Origin of the sequence: Thioalkalivibrio sp. ALE9 (genome assembly GCF_000377445.1) — a bacterium.
Lineage (GTDB): Bacteria > Pseudomonadota > Gammaproteobacteria > Ectothiorhodospirales > Ectothiorhodospiraceae > Thioalkalivibrio.
This window is the reverse complement of sequence record NZ_KB898127.1, coordinates 32,965-48,865: the sequence shown is the minus strand read 5'-3', so window position 1 is coordinate 48,865 and position 15,901 is coordinate 32,965. Positions and strand designations below refer to the sequence as shown.

The following is a 15,901-nucleotide window of genomic DNA, read 5'->3' as shown; positions in this document are numbered from 1 at the left end:
CACCAAGGTGAAGCACGCGTGCGGACCCAGCATGGATCGGGGTCCCGGTCGGCCGGGCAGGCCGCGTTTTGATCGGGTGGGTGAAAAATGAGCATCCGTTCACAAAGTGTACGGGTGGCCCTGGGGATCCTGCTGGCCCTGGTGCTGGCGCTGGTGATCGCCATCCTGGCATTGCGCCTGGCGTTGCCGCACTGGGACGGCCTGCACGCCTGGGTGGAGACGACCGTCAGCGAGCAACTGGAGCGCGAGGTCTCCGCCGCGGGCATCGAACTGGGCTGGGCCGGCTGGTCCCCGGCGCTGGTGGCGCGGGAGGTCCGGGTGGCGATGCCCGAGGGCGAGCCGGTTGCCATCGAGCGCCTCGGGATATCGCTGAGTGCCGGGGCCAGCCTGCGCAGCCGGCATCCGGCGCTGGCGGTGCGGGTCGAGGGGATGGACCTGCGCCTGGTGCGCCATGCCGATGGCCGGTTTTCCCTCCACGGGCGCGAGATCGGCATGGGCGAGGGGCGGCTGCTCACCATCCCGGTGGCGCAGTGGCCCGATGTCGAGGCGGAGGCGATCCGGCTGATATGGGAGGACCGCGGCGCGGGCCTGGAGTCCGCCGCGCGGCTGGACCGGGCGGCCCTGCGCACGGCGCACGACGGCTCGCTGCGGCTGTTTCTCGACGGGGCCCTGGACGCGCCGGACGCGGGCGGGCATTTCGTGCTCGGGTTGCAGGCGCCGGCGGCCGATCTGCGCGATGCGCGTTTCTTCCTCGAAGCGGATGCGGTGGACCTGACCGCCTGGCAGCCGTGGCTGGCCTACCTGGGCTGGCCCGCGCCCGAGGGCACCGCGACACTGCGCCTGTGGGGTGCGCTCGACGATGGCCGCATGGCCTGGCTGCGCGGGGATCACGAGACGACTCTTAGCCTGGCCGGGGAACCGGACGGTCCGGCCATCGGCCATCGATTCGACTGGCGGGTCCGGGACGGTCGGCACCGGTCGTCCTGGAGCGGGACGCGGCCGGGTTCCGGGGACCTGCGCCTGGCCTACCGCCTGGAGGGCGAGCCCCGCGAGCTGGTGGTGGATGCGGTGGAGCTGGCGGCCCGCGATGTCGACGTCGAGCCCTACGCGCCCCTGCTCACCCTGCTGCGCCAGGCGGCGCCCGAGCTGGCCGAGCGTATCGCCGACCTCCATCCGCGCGGAACACTGGACCTGGCCCGGTTCGAGGCACGCCGCGAGTCGGACCGGCTGCAGCCGGTCTGGGCCGAGGCCGATGTGCGGGATCTCGGCTGGCGCGCCGCCGGGCACGGGCTCGGGGTGCAGGGGGCGGCGGGCTACCTGCAGTGGCGTCGCGGCGGCGTGGAACTGCTGCTGGACAGCCGCGACCTGGAGATCGATCTGCCGCGGGTACTGGCCGAGCCGGTGGTGCTGGACACCGCCCGTGGCCGCCTGCGCGCCGAGCGTGACGACTCCGGGCACTGGCATCTGGCGGGCGAGGGCCTGAATGCCGCGAATGCCGACGCCGCGGTACGCGGGCGCATGCGGATGCGGCTGGACGGGCACGCGGCCGGCCCGCGGGTCGATATCGCCATGGACATCCTGCGTGCCAACGGCGACCGTACCGCGCGCTACCTGCCGCTGTATCACCTGCCGGAGAACACCTATCAGTGGCTGGTGGACAGCATCGTGACCGGGGTCTCCACGGGGGGCGGCATGGCCTACCGGGGACGCGGAGAGGACTTCCCGTTTGCCGACGGCGAGGGGGTGTTCGACCTGTGGGCGGATGTCGAGGCGGGCATCCTCGACTACCAGGAGGGCTGGCCCAGGGCCGAGGGCGTCGGCGGGCGGCTGCTGTTCCACAACGCGGGCTTCCGCGCCGAGGACGCGCGGGGCCGCATCCTCGACACCGAGGTGCATGCCACCCGGATCGGGATCGAGGATATGGAGAACGCGGTCCTCGAACTGGAGGGCACGGCCGACGGTGATGCCGCCGATCTGCTGACCTATCTGCGTCAGGCCGACCTGCTGGACGAGGCGGCGGAACTGCGCGATCAGGCGCGCCTGACGGGCCCGACCCGGCTGGGGCTCTCCCTGACCCTGCCGTTGCAGGAGGGGCGCATGGACCAGACGCGGGTCGCCGGCACGCTGGATCTCCAGGGCACGCGCGCCGAGGTCCCGGGCTGGCCCGCGGTGCTGGAGGCCGTCGAGGGCCAGGTCCGGTTCGATACCGCCGATCGCATCGCGGCGGAGGATGTGACCGCGCGTGTCCATGACGAGACCGTCACCCTGGGGGCGGACTGGCCCCTGGGTGGCGAGACCGCACGGCTCACGGCGCGCGGGAGACAACCCCTGGGGCCCTGGCTGGAGGATTTTCCGGAGCTGGCCCCCTACCTGGAGGGTGCGGCGCTTTGGGAGGCGCAACTGCGCCTTGGCCAGGCGGTGGATGGCGTGCGTCTGGATCTGAGCTCGGATCTGGTGGGTGTGGCGATCGACTGGCCGGAGCCGATCGGCAAGCCGGCGGAGGAGGCCCGCCCGCTGGAACTGACGCTGCCCTTGGGGCATGACGGCGCGGGCATTGGCCACCTGACACTGGGCTCGGTCCTGCGGGCCCACCTGCGTCTCTCCCCGACTGCCGCCCCCGAGGATCCGGCCGTGCGCGGCGCCGAGCCCCGCACGGCGGCGCGCGGGGTTGCCCTGCAGGCCCTGGCGCTGGAGATCGGCGCTCCCCGGGCCAGCGCCCTGGCCCTGCCGGGGGCGGGTGTGTCGGTGCGTGCCCGCCTGCCACGGCTGGAGGTGGACCCGTGGCTCGAGGCCCTGGGCGAGGCCCCCTGGGGCGGTGCGGTGGATCTGGGCGCGGCCGGCGACGATGCCGAGGAGGCGGCGCAGGCCGTGGCGCTGACGCGCCTGGAACTGGATATCCGCGACCGTATCCGCTGGAGCGGGCGGGACCTGCCCGGGCTGCGCTTTCTGGGCCGGCGCGGGGACGCGGGCTGGGATCTGGAGGTGGCGTCCGACTGGCTGGCCGGCGAGGCCCGCTGGCGCCCGATGGCCGCTGGCGGGCGTGATCGCTGGGAGGCGCATCTGCGTCACCTGATTCTGGACGATCTCGAGTGGACCGGCGCTGGCGAAGAGGCCGAAGCGGAGGTGCAGCCCGTCACAGCCGGGAGTTTCGAGGATCCGCGGGCCTGGCCGGCGGTGGACCTGACGCTCGACAGCCTGGCGCTGGGCGATTACCGTTTCGCGGATATCGAACTGGGCCTGGAGCCGCAGTCCAGCGGTCTGGTGATCCGGGACCTGGAGGTCCGTGCCCCGGAAGGCGATCTCCACGCCGACGCCGTCGGCATCTGGCGGGTGTCCGGGGAGGGTCTGCCGGAGACACGCCTGGATGCGACCCTGTCCGGTGACGACTGGGGCGCGGCCCTGCGGTCGGCGGGGCTGTCGCGGGCCCTGGTCGGGGGCGCCGGCGACGGGTCGCTGTCGCTCGTCTGGCCGGGGCCGCTGTACGCCCCGAGCCTGGCGCAGCTGACAGGGTCCGTGGAGCTGTCGCTGTCCGACGGGCGCCTGGCGGATGTCGAGCCGGGGGCGGGTCGCCTGCTGGGGCTGGTCAGCCTGGACGTACTGCCGCGGCGGTTGCGGCTGGATTTCCGCGACGTGTTCACCGAGGGTTTGACCTTCAGCGAGCTGACCGCGGACGCCGTGCTGCGCGACGGGGACCTGCATGTGCCCGACCTGCGCCTGGAGGGACCCTCGGCCAAGGTGCGTCTGAGCGGCCGCACCGGGCTGGTGGCACGTGACTATGATCACGAGATCGTGGTCGTGCCGAGCCTGCGCACCGCGCTCCCGATCGTCGGGGCCCTGGTGGGCGGCCCCGTGACCGGGGTTGTGGTGCTTCTTGCGGAACGCGTGCTGGGGATCGGGGATCAGATAGAAGAGGCGGCCCGCGTCGAGTACGCGGTGACGGGCCCCTGGGACGACCCGCAGGTACGCGTGCTGGTGGAGCCGGCAGCGGAGACCGACGGGGCCGACAACGACTGATACCGGCGCGGGCAGTGGCGCCCCGACCGGTCTCGCAACGGACAAGCGGAGCAACATGACTCAGGTAGCGGCCATCCAGATGGCCTCCGGACCCCAGCCCCAGGCGAACCTCCTGGAGGCCAAGCGACTGCTGCAGGAGGCGGCCGACAAGGGCGCGCGCCTGGCGGTGTTGCCGGAGAACTTCGCCTTCATGGGCATGCAGGAGACCGATGTCCTCGGCATCGCCGAGGTCGCCGACGGGGCCGGTCCGCTGCAGGCCTTTCTCGCCGAGCAGGCTCGGCGCCTCGGGCTTTGGATCGTCGGCGGGACTATCCCGCTGCAGACCGCGGGCGGCGACCGGGTGCGGTCCGCCTGCCTGGTGTTCGACGATCAGGGGCAGCAGGTGGCGCGCTACGACAAGATCCACCTGTTCGACGTGCGCCTGCCGGACAGCAGCGAGGCCTATACCGAATCGAAGGTCTTCGAGCGCGGCGACCAGGTGGTGGTCGTGGATACGCCGGCCGGCCGCATGGGCCTGGCGATCTGCTACGACCTGCGCTTCCCCGAGCTGTTCCGGGCCCTGCTGGATCAGGGGGCGGAATGGGTCGCCCTGCCGGCGGCCTTCACTGCGCAGACGGGGCAGGCGCACTGGGACGTGCTGCTGCGGGCGCGCGCCATCGAGAACCAGTGCTACATGCTGTCGGCGGCTCAGGGCGGGTTCCATGTGAACGGCCGCGAAACCTATGGCCACAGCGCCCTGGTGGATCCGTGGGGCCGGATCGTCGGCCAGCTCCAGCGCAACCCGGGCGTGCTGCTGGCCGATCTGGACCGGGCCCAGGCCGCGCGCATCCGCAACAGCTTCCCGGCCGTGGAGCATCGCCGCCTGCCGTGCCCCGGGACCACCTGATCCGGCGACATAAACCCGCAACGCCGGCGCGCTTGAAAGCGCGGGCGGTGCCCCAAGCTCCATACTGAACCGACAAGTGCTGCCCCGCCTGCAAGTGCGGCGGGGCAGCCGATCTCCGAACCCGAGAGGACTGCATGATCGACCGTCTTGCGCAACAGACCCTGCTCGACCCCGCCGGTCTCGGCGACAGCGAGCTGAGCACCCTTCTGGGTACCACCTTCGGTCACGGCATCGACGGGGGCGACTGCTACTTCCAGTTCGCCAGCCAGGAGGGGTGGTCGCTGGAGGATGGCATCGTGAAGTCCGCCAGCTTCAATATCGAGCGCGGGGTCGGCATCCGCGTGGTGCGTGGCGAGCAGACCGGGTTCGCCTATTCCGACGACATCGCGATGCCGGCCATGCTGGAGGCCGCGAAGACCGCGCGCAGCATCGCGAGCGCCGGTCAGAGCGGGCGCATCGCTGTGGCCTCGCGGTCGCCGTCGCGCCCGGCGCTGTACGCCCCCGACAACCCGCTGGATTCGCTGGACGAACAGACCAAGATCGACCTCCTCAAGGAGGTGGATGCTGTGGCCCGCGCCGAGGATTCGCGCGTCACCCAGGTGATGTGTTCCCTGGCCGGGGTGCACGAGGTCGTGCTGGTGCTCAACGCCCGCGGCGAGCTGACGACCGACGTGCGCCCGCTGGTGCGCCTGAACGTGCAGGTCATCGTCGAACAGGGAGGGCGTCGCGAATCCGGGACCTCGGGCGGCGGCGGACGCTTCGGCTACCAGTACTTCCGCGAGTCGGACCGGGCCGCCGGCTATGCCCGCGAGGCCGTGCGCCAGGCGCTGGTCAACCTGGAGGCCCGCGAGGCCCCGGCCGGGACCATGAAGGTGGTGCTCGGCCCCGGCTGGCCGGGCGTGCTGCTGCACGAGGCGATCGGCCACGGGCTGGAGGGCGACTTCAACCGCAAGGGCACCTCGGCGTTCTCCGGGCGCGTCGGCGAGCAGGTCGCGGCGAAGGGCATCACCATCGTCGATGACGGCACCCTGGAGGGGCGGCGCGGCTCGCTGAACGTCGACGACGAGGGCAACCCCACCCAGCAGACCGTGCTCATCGAAGACGGCGTACTGCGCGGCTACATGCAGGACGAGATGAACGCCCGCCTGATGGGCACGCGCTCCACCGGCAACGGCCGCCGCGAGTCCTATGCCCGGCTGCCGATGCCGCGCATGACCAATACCTACATGCTCGGCGGCGACGCCGACCCGGAGGAGATCCTGGCCTCGGTGGACGACGGCCTGTACGCAGTCAATTTCGGCGGCGGCCAGGTGGACATCACCTCCGGCAAGTTCGTGTTCTCCGCCTCCGAGGCCTATCGGGTGGAGAAGGGCAAGGTGACGTACCCGGTCAAGGGTGCGACCCTGATCGGGAATGGCCCGGATGTGCTGACGCGGGTATCGATGATCGGCAACGACATGAAGCTCGATTCCGGTATCGGGACCTGCGGCAAGGAGGGCCAGGGCGTGCCGGTTGGCGTGGGTCAACCCACGCTGCGGATCGATGGCATGACCGTGGGCGGTACCCAGGCGGCGTGAGCGCTGCGGGACCGGAGAATCGGCGTCGAAACGGCGACAAGGAGGCAACAGATGAATCTCGATTTCCTCGAACAGGAACGTTCCCTGCCGGAAGGGCATGGCCACGACCAGATCGTGCAGTGGCATGTGTTCCGCGCGCGCGACAAGGCCGAGCAGTTTGCCCACCACGTCGAGCTGGGCGAGGGCCAGGACCTGGTCGGCGGCTGGACCCGCGACAGCGTCGGCATGCTGTACTGGGTCGGCGTGCATGTCGACGACCTTGAGCGCTGGGGTAACGCCGGCGCGGTCCACAAGCACGGCGCCCGGGTGGACTAGATCGCCCGGCACCGCTCGCGGTCCCGGGTTGAATGGCCCGGGGCCGTTTCCCTGTTTCTGTATCCCTGACGGATATCCCCGACTCGTCCCTTTATAGCGGAACCCTGCATGAGTACATCTCCCGAACGTGTGAGCCCGGAATCCCTGTCCCAGGACGGCGAGGTCCAGGCCCTGTCCCATTCGCCGGAATCCCTCCAGGCACGGGTCCAGCGCACGCTGGAGGCCGCGCGCGAGCGCGGGGCCTCGGACGCCCAGGCGGTGGTCAGCCACAGCGTCGGGCTGGAGCTGGGTGTGCGCAAGGGGGAGATCGAGAGCCTGGAGCACGAGCGCGACCAGAGCCTGTCGCTGATCGTCTACTTCGGCCAGTCCAAGGGGGCGGCCTCCACCACGGACTTCAGCGACCAGGCCCTGATCGACACCGTCGAGGCCGCCTGCCGCATCGCCCGCTACACCGAGCCGGATCCGTATGCCGGGATGCCGGACCCCGCGTTCAAGGCGAGCGACTGGGAGGACCTCGACCTTGACCACCCCTGGGGCTGCAGCGCCACTGAGGCGACCGAACTGGCCCGCGCGATCGAGGCCGCGGGCTTCGCGGCCGACGACCGGATCGAGAACTCCGAGGGCGCCAGCGTCAGTACGCGGCGCGCCATGGCCTTTCTCGGCGACAGCCAGGGCTTCATGGGGGGCTATCGCAGCACCCGGCACTCGCTGTCCTGCGCCTTGGTGGCGCGCGACGCGGCCGGCATGCAGCGCGACTATGCCTACACCGTGGCCCGCCACGCGGGCGACCTGACCGCCGCCGAGGCGATCGGGCGCGAGGCGGCCGAGCGCACCGTGCGCCGGCTGGGCGGGCGCAAGCTCTCCACCCGCACCTGCCCGGTGCTGTTCGCGCCGGAGATGGCGCGTACCCTGATCGGCAGCTTCACCCGCGCGATCTCCGGGCCGGCCCAGTACCGCGAAAGTTCGTTCCTGTTGAATGCCGTGGGCGAGACCGTGTTCCCCGCCTGGATGCAGATCGAGGAACGCCCGCTGACCCCGCGCGCGCTGGGCAGCGCACCCTTCGACGGCGAGGGGGTGCGCACCCGCAACCGGCCGCTGATCGCCGATGGCGTCCTGCAGAGCTATACCCTGGACAGTTACGCTGCGCGTCGGCTGGGGCTGGAGACCACCGGCAACGCCGGTGGCGCGCGCAATGTGACCGTGGCCCCGGGGGACAAGGACTTTGACGCCCTGCTGTCCGAGATGGGTACCGGCTTCCTGGTGACCGAGCTGATCGGGCAGGGCGTGAACATGGTGACCGGCGACTACTCCCGCGGGGCTGCCGGGTTCTGGGTCGAGAACGGCGAGCTGCAGTACCCGGTGGAGGAGATCACCATCGCCGGCAACCTGAAGGACATGTTCCGGCGCATGGCGGCCGTGGGCACCGATGTCGACCGCCGCGGCAACATCCACACCGGCTCCATCCTGATCGAGTCGATGACCGTCGCCGGCGACTGAGCCGCCCTCGCGGCGCGCGCCCGGCAGTGGGCGTGCGCGGCGCATTCCCCGGTACCCTCCACGCTGCTACGCTCGTCGTGTGGCTGCATGGCCGTGACCGCCCGACCCCGCGAGGCGGCGGCCTAGGGAGACGCTGATTGAATCGCACGTCCGCGTTGGTGCCCCCCAGTTTTTCGAAACAAAGCGCTCCGAGACAAGGCGCGTCGTGCAGCGGGTAGTGGTTCTACCCGCCCGTTTCTGATGGATTGGGGCGCAACGCAGGATCGGGGAACAGGGGGCACCAACCCGACAAGTGATTGAAAGAGCGGGCTCGGCCGCCCGTTGTTGATCGAAAACGGGCGCGCGCACGGCGTTGCGGCTCCCTTGTGCAGAATGACTGCACGGCAGTCACCGCGCATTAAACGCACGCAAAAGTGACTCGAGCGCGGACGTGCGATTCAATCAGTGTCTCCCTAGCGCGGGCGAGGGACAGCCATGAACTTTTTCGAACAGCAGGACCAGGTGCAGCGCAGGACCCGCTGGTTGCTGGTTCTGTTCGCCCTGGCGGTGCTGGCGGTTGTCGGAGTGCTGGGCATTGCGGTCTGGCTCATGGGCGGCGGCGGTGCGGCGATTGCCTGGACCATGGGGATCACGGCGGGGCTGATCGTGCTCGCGAGCCTGTACCGGGCCTGGCAGCTGCGGGCCGGGGGTGGCGGCCTGATCGCGCAGGAGATGGGCGGCGTGCGCATCGCGGGCAACCCCGCCGACCCCCAGTGGCAGCGGCTGCGCAACGTGGTCGAGGAGATGGCGATTGCCTCCGGGATGCCGGTGCCCGAGGTCTACGTGCTGGAACAGGACCTGGGCATCAACGCCTTCGCGGCCGGGTTTGCCCCGAATGACGCGGTGATCGCGGTCACCCGCGGCGCCCTGGACAGCCTGGAGCGGGCCGAGCTGAAGGGGGTGGTCGCGCACGAGTTCGGACATATCCTCAATGGCGACATGCGCCTCAACATGCGCCTGGTCGGCATCCTCTACGGCATCGAGGTCCTGGCGCTGCTGGGCCAGGGCGGGCTGGCGCGCCGGCGCCGCCGCCACAAGGGGGATGTCGCGGATACCGGGGTCGGGGTGCTCAGTGTCACGCTGATCGTGGTCGGCTATGCGGGGCTGGCGCTGGCGCGCTGGATCCGCGCGGGCATCTCGCGCCAGCGCGAATACCTGGCGGATGCCCACGCGGTGCAGTTTACCCGCGAGCCGGACGGCCTGGCCGGCGCCCTGAAAAAGGTGGCGGCGCGCTATGCCGGTCTCAACGGCAATACCGAGGAGATCACCCATATGCTGTTTGCCAGCGACGCGATCGGGCAGCTCTTCGAGACCCATCCGCCGCTGCTGGAGCGTGTACGCATCCTGCAGCCGCAATTCGATCCGGAGGAGCTCAAGGGCCTGCGCGAGCGGCTCAATGCCCGCGTGCGCGAACGGGCGCGCGAGCGCGCGGTGGACGGCATGCAGCGCGAGCGCGAGGGGCGTCTGTCCGGGGCGGAGGCCGTGGAGGACGCCTTGGGTGGCCATCCGGCCCTGACCCACATCCTGGGGGCGGGGATGCTGCTGGCCGCCATCCCGGGGCCGCTGGCCTGGGCCGCGCGCTCGGAGGCGCGGGCGATCGAGGTGGTGCTGTATCTGCTTCTGAACCCGGACCCGGAGGTACGCGAACGGCAGCTGGCGGTGATCGGCGAGGCGCTGGGTGGTGACCTCCAGGAGGCCGTGCGTCGCCTGCAGACAGCGGAACCCGAGCTGCGGGACGATCTGCGCCTGCCCTTGCTGGAGCTCGGATTCCCGGCCCTGCGGCGCCTGGACGCGGACGACAGGGCACGCCTGCGGTCCCTGGTCGATCGCCTGATCCATGCCGACGGGCGAGTGGCGGTCTTCGAATACGCGCTGGGGCGTCTTCTTGACCGGCAGCTCGGGGACATTCAGGACCCGGCCGCCGCGTCCCGGCCGCGCCACGCTGCCCTGGAGGACCACCAGGAGGGCGCGCATTTCCTGCTGGCGGTGCTTGCCCATCACGGTCACGCGGCCGATCCGGCCGCGGCGCGCGCGGCGCTGACGGCCGGCGTGGGTGTCCTGACCGGCGCCCTGCCGCTGACAGTCGAGCTTCCAGAGGCCCTGACCGGTCCCTCCGGCGCCCGCGCCTGGGCCAGTGTGCTGGACCGTGTGCTGGAGCAACTGGATGGCCTGCGCATGCGCGACAAGGACCAGCTGATCCAGGCCATGGTCACCACCGCGAGCCATGGCGGGCAGGTGGTGACCGCCGAGGTCGAACTGATGCGGGTGATGGCGGCCGCGCTGCATGTCCCGTTGCCGCTGGCCGTGGACGACTGGGCTGGATCCCAGCCGACCGGCGAGGGCGGCGTCTGAACGCGATGCCGGCAGAATCGCGGGTTTTGCGCTCGGTTGCCGCAGGGACGGTCTGGCCCGTGTGCGAGCCGAAAAATAAATTCGCTGGCAAGTCACGGATCCCAAAGGGGTTTCGGGCCGGCGCCCGAGAAAACCCGAAAAAACACTATCAATGCACCGCGGTTTGGGCGGACAATGGCCGCGAGGTAACGGTAACAGGCTCCATGCAGCACCAGGCGACACCCCGCAAGGGGCGTTCAGATTCGCAGTTCCGGTCCCGGTTGGGGCCGCAGAGAATCACGATCAATCTTCACCGTCGTTCGGTTGCCCTCCAGTCTCTCCCCCCTCGAAATCCCAATCCAGTACGTACAAAACAGAGGTAACCGAAATGGCTACAGGTACAGTGAAGTGGTTCTCCGACGAAAAAGGCTTTGGCTTTATTACCCCGACCGATGGCTCCAAGGACGTGTTCGTCCATCACAGCGCCATCCAGGGTAGTGGCTTCAAGTCCCTGGCCGAAGGCCAGAGCGTCTCGTTCGACGTCGAGCAGGGCCAGAAGGGTCCGGCTGCCGCGAACGTCGAAGCGCAGTAAGACAACCCCGGCGCGCAAGCGCCAGGTTGTTGAAGAGCCCCGCCTTGTGCGGGGCTTTTTCGTGTGGGGCCGGGTGCGCGGGGGAGGGCTGATGCGGGCCGTGCCTGCACGGATCTGCCCCGAAACGGCCGCATTTTCGCGTGGTTCGGGACGCGGACCGTGCTACCGTTCGCGCATGAATGCTGTATTTCACCAGGCCCTTTTCCGGCCCCGCCGCGGATCGCTCGTCCGGGTGGGGCTGGTGGTCCTGTGCCAGCTGTTATTCGCGCAGCAGGCGGCGGCCCAGGGGCCCTACCGCGCGCCGGAGATGATCCCGGGCAGTCAGACCATCGAGGCCGCCGAGGCCTGGGCGCTGTTCCGCGCGGGGGTGCCGTTTGTCGACACCCGGTTGCGTGCGGACTACGAGGCGGGGCGGGTGCCCGAGGCGCGCAATCTGACCATCATGCGCGACCGGGACGACGAGCGGAATCGCTTCACCCGCGAGAACCTGCTGGAGTTCATCGGCGATGTCGACGCGCCGGTGGTAATGTACTGCAACGAGCGGGACTGCTGGCGTACCGAGGCGGCCACCCGCCGCGCCCTGGAATGGGGCTTTACGAACCTCTACTACTTCCCCGGCGGCTTCCCGGAGTGGATCCGTTCGGGCTATCCGTTTGAATAGTCGCGTGGTGTCCGCAGGCTCACCGACCGGGCGGCGAATCCGGCTCCAGACGATCCTGGCCGGGGTCATGTTCGCCGGGCTCCTGGTGCTGGGCGTGACGCTGGCCACCGGCACTCATCTCGCCGTGGGTCAGGCCGAGCAGCGCCTGGACCGGCTGGGCGTGGAGGGCCAGTCGGCCGCCTGGCGCCAGACGCTGGCGAACGAATGGCAGCGGATGCGCGCCGAGGCGACGGCCGTGACCCGCAACGAGGCGCTGATCGGCGCGCTGCGCGACGATGCCGGCATCCGGACCTATGCCGACCCCCTGTACAACCGGCTGCGCGCCGGGGGTATCGCGGACCGGATCGTGGTCGTCGATGCCCAGGGGGGCGTGCGCTACGACTCCGCGGACAACCACGGCGAACGCGTCCCGCTGGCGCGCGCGGCGCTGGAGGACGGGCGCTTCCACGAGGGGCTGCATCATGTACCCGGGGAGCGGGTCTATGCCGGGCTGGCGATCCCGGTCTATCGAGGGGGCAATCCGATCGGTGCAGTCGTGCAGTTGCGCGACCTGTCGACCTCCGCGCTCGAGTCCATGGCCGAAGCCAGCGGGGGACGCGCCGCGCTGCTGGACGAGCGCGGGCCGCTGGCGCTGACCGCGCCGTTCCTGATGGCGCTCGCGCCGGACGAGCGACTGCACCAGCAGGCGGCGGCGGGCTGCGTTGAAGCGGATGGCCGGCATTCCCAGCTGGTCTACCTGCCGCTGGTCCCGTTTGGTGGCGAAGAGGCGACGGCCACGGTGGTCCTGGCGCGGGATCTGACCGAATCGGTGGCGACCCAGAACCTGATCAATGCCACGACCTACGTCGCCGCCTTCGGGATGCTCGTGCTGATTGCCGGCGGGCTGTACCTGTGGCTGGGGCGCACCCTGCGCCCGATGCGGCGGGCCATGGATACGCTGGACCGGATCGGTCACGGGGACTTCGAGACCGATCTGCAAGCCGACTCGCGCGTGGCCGAGATCGCCCGCCTGCAGGAGGTGACCCGGACCATGGCCGGCCGCCTGGGGCATATCGTGGAGATCGAGGAAGAGAATGCCCGGCTTGCCTTTCGTGATGCCCTCACCGACCTGCCGAACCGGCGGCTGCTGCTGGAGCACCTGGAGCACGCCATCCACACGGTCAATCGCACCCGGCGCCACGCGGCACTGCTGCTGATCGACCTGGACAACTTCAAGACGCTCAACGACACCTGCGGCCATTCCGCCGGCGACCGCCTGCTGCAGGCCCTCGCGCAGCGGTTTACCGCGCGCCTGCGCGATCAGGATATCGTGGCCCGCCTGGGCGGGGACGAATTCGTGGCCCTTCTGGAGGAACTGAGCCCGGATCGCTCGCAGGCCGGCGCGGACGCCCAGCGCATCGCGGGCGAGTTGCTGAAGGCCATGCGCGAGCCGGTGCGCATCGACGATATCGAGCACGTGATGTCCGGGAGCATCGGTATCACGCTGTTCCCGCGTGGCTTTGACACCCCGGAGGAGCTGCTCAAGCAGGCCGATTTCGCGATGTACCAGGCCAAGCAGCAGGGGCGCAACGGGGTGCGCTTCTATGATCCCGCCATGCAGCGCACGCTGCTGCGCGAGGCGGAACTCGAGCGCAAGCTGCGCCGGGCCCTGCAGGGCGAGGAACTGGTGATCCACCTGCAGCCCCAGGTCGACCCGGAGGGGCGGATCCTCGGGGCGGAGGCCCTGATGCGCTGGCCGCAGCCCGATGGCAGCTGGATCTCGCCCGGTGAATTCATCCCGGTGGCCGAACACACCGGCCAGATCCTCGAGGTTGGGCGCCTGGCGCTGCAGCAGGCCTGCCACACCCTGCGGGCCTGGCAGGGGCGCCCGGTTCTGGACAGGCTGCCGATCTCGGTGAACCTGTCCCCGCATCATTTGCGCCAGCCCCGGCTCATGGAGGAGGTGACCGCCATCCTGGACGAGACCGGGGCCGCCGCGCAGCGGCTGCATATCGAGGTTACCGAGAGCGTGATGGCGGATGCCTCGCAGCCCCTGATTGCCAACCTGGAGGCTCTGCGGGCCCGGGGCGTCGCCCTGGCGCTGGACGACTTCGGGACCGGCTACTCGTCCCTTGGCTACCTCAAGCGCCTGCCGCTGGACGTGCTGAAGATCGACCGTTCCTTTGTCCAGGACATCGAACACGACGCCGATGACGCCAATATCGTCGCGACCATCGCCGCCATTGCCCACAACATGGGGCTCAGCCTGATCGCGGAGGGGGTCGAGAACGAGGCCCAGCGGGACTTCCTGGTGCGCCACGGCTGCCATCGTTTCCAGGGCTATCTGTACCACCACGCGATGCCGGTGGCCGATTTCGAGGCACTGGTTGCGGCCGGAACGGACGCCGCCGATCACGGGACGATTGATACCCAAGGAGAGCAGGAATGATTCGGATACGGCAGGGCAGGTGGCGGTCGCGGGTGCTTGCCGGATTGTGGATTGGGCTCCTGGCCGTTCCGGCCGCCCTGGTTCACGCGGAGGAGACCCCGGCACCCTGGGGAAGCGCCGCGCCGGTGGAGCAGGACTATGCGGGCCTGAAGGCCGTCTATGATGTGACGGCCGGTACCCCGGAGGCCCTGGAGGACGTGCTGGATCACGCCGCCTACCTGAGCCGCATGACGGGTGACGATCCGTTCGACAGTCACATCGTGCTGGTCATCCACGGGGACGCACTGGACCTGTTCGCGCGTGAACACTTTGCCGAACATGAAACCCTGATGACCCGCGCCCGCGGGCTCACGCTGAATGGCGTCATCGAGTACCGAATCTGCCAGGCCGGCGCCGCCCGCCGTGGCTATGGACCGGAGGACTTCCACGGCTTCGCCAGCGTGGTCCCGATGGCCGATGCCGAGATCGTGCGCTTGCAGCAACAGGACGGCTACGGTTACATGCGCTGAGCCCGGGGCTGCCGGGCACGCAACCCGGACCCAGAGGGATCGAACGCATGACGGACCGCCAGCAACCGGGATTTCTGGAAGCCATCGAGCAGGCGGGCCTGCTGGTGGAGATCTGGGAGCACTTCCCGGAGAACATGTTCCTGATCCGGGTCGAGGGGCCGGACTTCCTGGTCGAGGCGGCCAACCCGAAGATGACGGAACTGTTTGGGCAGGACTGCAGCGGCAAGCGCCTGCACGACTTCCTGCCCTGGTCGGTCGCGGAGGAGGTGGTGGCGCACTACCGCGAGTGTCTGCGCCAGGATGCCCCTCTGCGCTACGAGGAACACGCAACCTTTCACGATGCCCGTGGCCAGGAACGCGAGGGGCACTGGCTGACCCTGCTGGTGCCCGTACACGACCCGAACGGGACCATCACGCACCTGTTCGGGGTCTCCCAGAATGTCACCGAGCTGCGGCTGGCGCGCGCGAGCCTGGAGCGCTACAACCGCGACCTCGAGGCCGTGGTCGACGAGCGCACACGGGCCCTGAACTCGGTGAACCAGCAGCTCCAGGAGGCGAACCGGCAACTGGAGGCGCTCGCCTCGAGCGATACCCTTACGGGGGTGGGCAACCGCCGGCATTTCCAGGCGGGGGCCGAGCGCGAGATGGAACGCGCGCGACGGCATGGTGGCGCCTTGTCCCTGCTCATGTTCGACCTCGACGGCTTCAAGAGCATCAACGACCAGGACGGTCACGCGGCGGGCGACGCCGTGTTGAGAAAGGTAGCGGCGAGCGTGCAGACGACCCTGCGCGCGAATGACCTGTTTGCCCGCTATGGCGGGGATGAGTTCGTGCTGCTCCTCCCCGATACGCCCCTCGCGGCCGCGCGCCAGATGGGCGAGCGCCTGCGTACTCAGGTGCAGGAGGACGCGGGTGTGGCCCTGAGCCTTGGGGTCGCCGGTTTCGAGGCCGCCGATACGCAGCTCGAGATGCTCGTACAACGCGCCGACGCCGAGGTCCTCGCGGCCAAGCGCGCCCGCAAGGCAAAGTAGAGCCCGGCCCGGCCCCCCGGA

The 15,901-nt window shown here is 70.0% G+C and carries 11 protein-coding genes; all 11 read left to right on the top strand.

Translation table 11 applies throughout. The features are described from left to right. Positions 1-87: 87 nt before the first annotated feature. A complete protein-coding gene (locus D106_RS0109145) occupies positions 88-4,014 on the top strand; it encodes a YhdP family protein (protein ID WP_038045804.1) in 3,927 nt (1,308 codons plus the stop codon). Between the two features lie 55 nt (positions 4,015-4,069). Then, positions 4,070-4,900, top strand: a complete 831-nt coding sequence (locus tag D106_RS0109140; RefSeq protein WP_018867476.1) for a carbon-nitrogen hydrolase family protein — start codon at positions 4,070-4,072, stop codon at positions 4,898-4,900. 134 nt (positions 4,901-5,034) lie between these two features. Next, positions 5,035-6,477 carry a metalloprotease TldD gene (tldD, locus tag D106_RS0109135; protein ID WP_018867475.1) on the top strand — a complete coding sequence of 481 codons (1,443 nt, stop codon included), beginning with the start codon at positions 5,035-5,037 and terminating at the stop codon, positions 6,475-6,477. Between the two features lie 51 nt (positions 6,478-6,528). Further along, positions 6,529-6,792, top strand: coding sequence for a hypothetical protein (locus D106_RS0109130; protein ID WP_018867474.1), 264 nt, complete (start codon positions 6,529-6,531; stop codon positions 6,790-6,792). Positions 6,793-6,900: 108 nt separating this feature from the next. Beyond that, complete coding sequence (pmbA, locus tag D106_RS0109125; RefSeq protein ID WP_026280355.1) at positions 6,901-8,289, top strand: metalloprotease PmbA; 1,389 nt, start codon at positions 6,901-6,903, stop codon at positions 8,287-8,289. Positions 8,290-8,763: 474 nt separating this feature from the next. Beyond that, on the top strand, positions 8,764-10,680 hold the full coding sequence (locus D106_RS0109120) for a M48 family metalloprotease (protein WP_018879861.1): 1,917 nt from the start codon (positions 8,764-8,766) through the stop codon (positions 10,678-10,680). 367 nt (positions 10,681-11,047) lie between these two features. Next, positions 11,048-11,251 (top strand): cold-shock protein, encoded by a 204-nt coding sequence (locus D106_RS0109115; protein ID WP_018140642.1) that lies wholly within the window; start codon positions 11,048-11,050, stop codon positions 11,249-11,251. 232 nt (positions 11,252-11,483) lie between these two features. After that, positions 11,484-11,912 (top strand): rhodanese-like domain-containing protein, encoded by a 429-nt coding sequence (locus tag D106_RS0109110; RefSeq protein ID WP_018879860.1) that lies wholly within the window; start codon positions 11,484-11,486, stop codon positions 11,910-11,912. Positions 11,913-11,979: 67 nt separating this feature from the next. Next, positions 11,980-14,340, top strand: coding sequence for a bifunctional diguanylate cyclase/phosphodiesterase (locus D106_RS0109105; RefSeq protein ID WP_018879859.1), 2,361 nt, complete (start codon positions 11,980-11,982; stop codon positions 14,338-14,340). 44 nt (positions 14,341-14,384) lie between these two features. After that, on the top strand, positions 14,385-14,849 hold the full coding sequence (locus D106_RS0109100) for a DsrE family protein (RefSeq protein ID WP_018867469.1): 465 nt from the start codon (positions 14,385-14,387) through the stop codon (positions 14,847-14,849). A gap of 47 nt (positions 14,850-14,896) precedes the next feature. Next, on the top strand, positions 14,897-15,880 hold the full coding sequence (locus D106_RS0109095; RefSeq protein ID WP_018879858.1) for a GGDEF domain-containing protein: 984 nt from the start codon (positions 14,897-14,899) through the stop codon (positions 15,878-15,880). Positions 15,881-15,901: the final 21 nt, after the last annotated feature.

Bases quoted from the DNA above. Each gene is read 5' to 3' on its own strand.
- D106_RS0109145 (WP_038045804.1), top strand. From the start codon at position 88: ATGAGCATCCGTTCACAAAGTGTACGGGTGGCCCTGGGGATCCTGCTG.
- D106_RS0109140 (WP_018867476.1), top strand. From the start codon at position 4,070: ATGACTCAGGTAGCGGCCATCCAGATGGCCTCCGGACCCCAGCCCCAG.
- tldD (WP_018867475.1), top strand. From the start codon at position 5,035: ATGATCGACCGTCTTGCGCAACAGACCCTGCTCGACCCCGCCGGTCTC.
- D106_RS0109130 (WP_018867474.1), top strand. From the start codon at position 6,529: ATGAATCTCGATTTCCTCGAACAGGAACGTTCCCTGCCGGAAGGGCAT.
- pmbA (WP_026280355.1), top strand. From the start codon at position 6,901: ATGAGTACATCTCCCGAACGTGTGAGCCCGGAATCCCTGTCCCAGGAC.
- D106_RS0109120 (WP_018879861.1), top strand. From the start codon at position 8,764: ATGAACTTTTTCGAACAGCAGGACCAGGTGCAGCGCAGGACCCGCTGG.
- D106_RS0109115 (WP_018140642.1), top strand. From the start codon at position 11,048: ATGGCTACAGGTACAGTGAAGTGGTTCTCCGACGAAAAAGGCTTTGGC.
- D106_RS0109105 (WP_018879859.1), top strand. From the start codon at position 11,980: ATGTTCGCCGGGCTCCTGGTGCTGGGCGTGACGCTGGCCACCGGCACT.
- D106_RS0109095 (WP_018879858.1), top strand. From the start codon at position 14,897: ATGACGGACCGCCAGCAACCGGGATTTCTGGAAGCCATCGAGCAGGCG.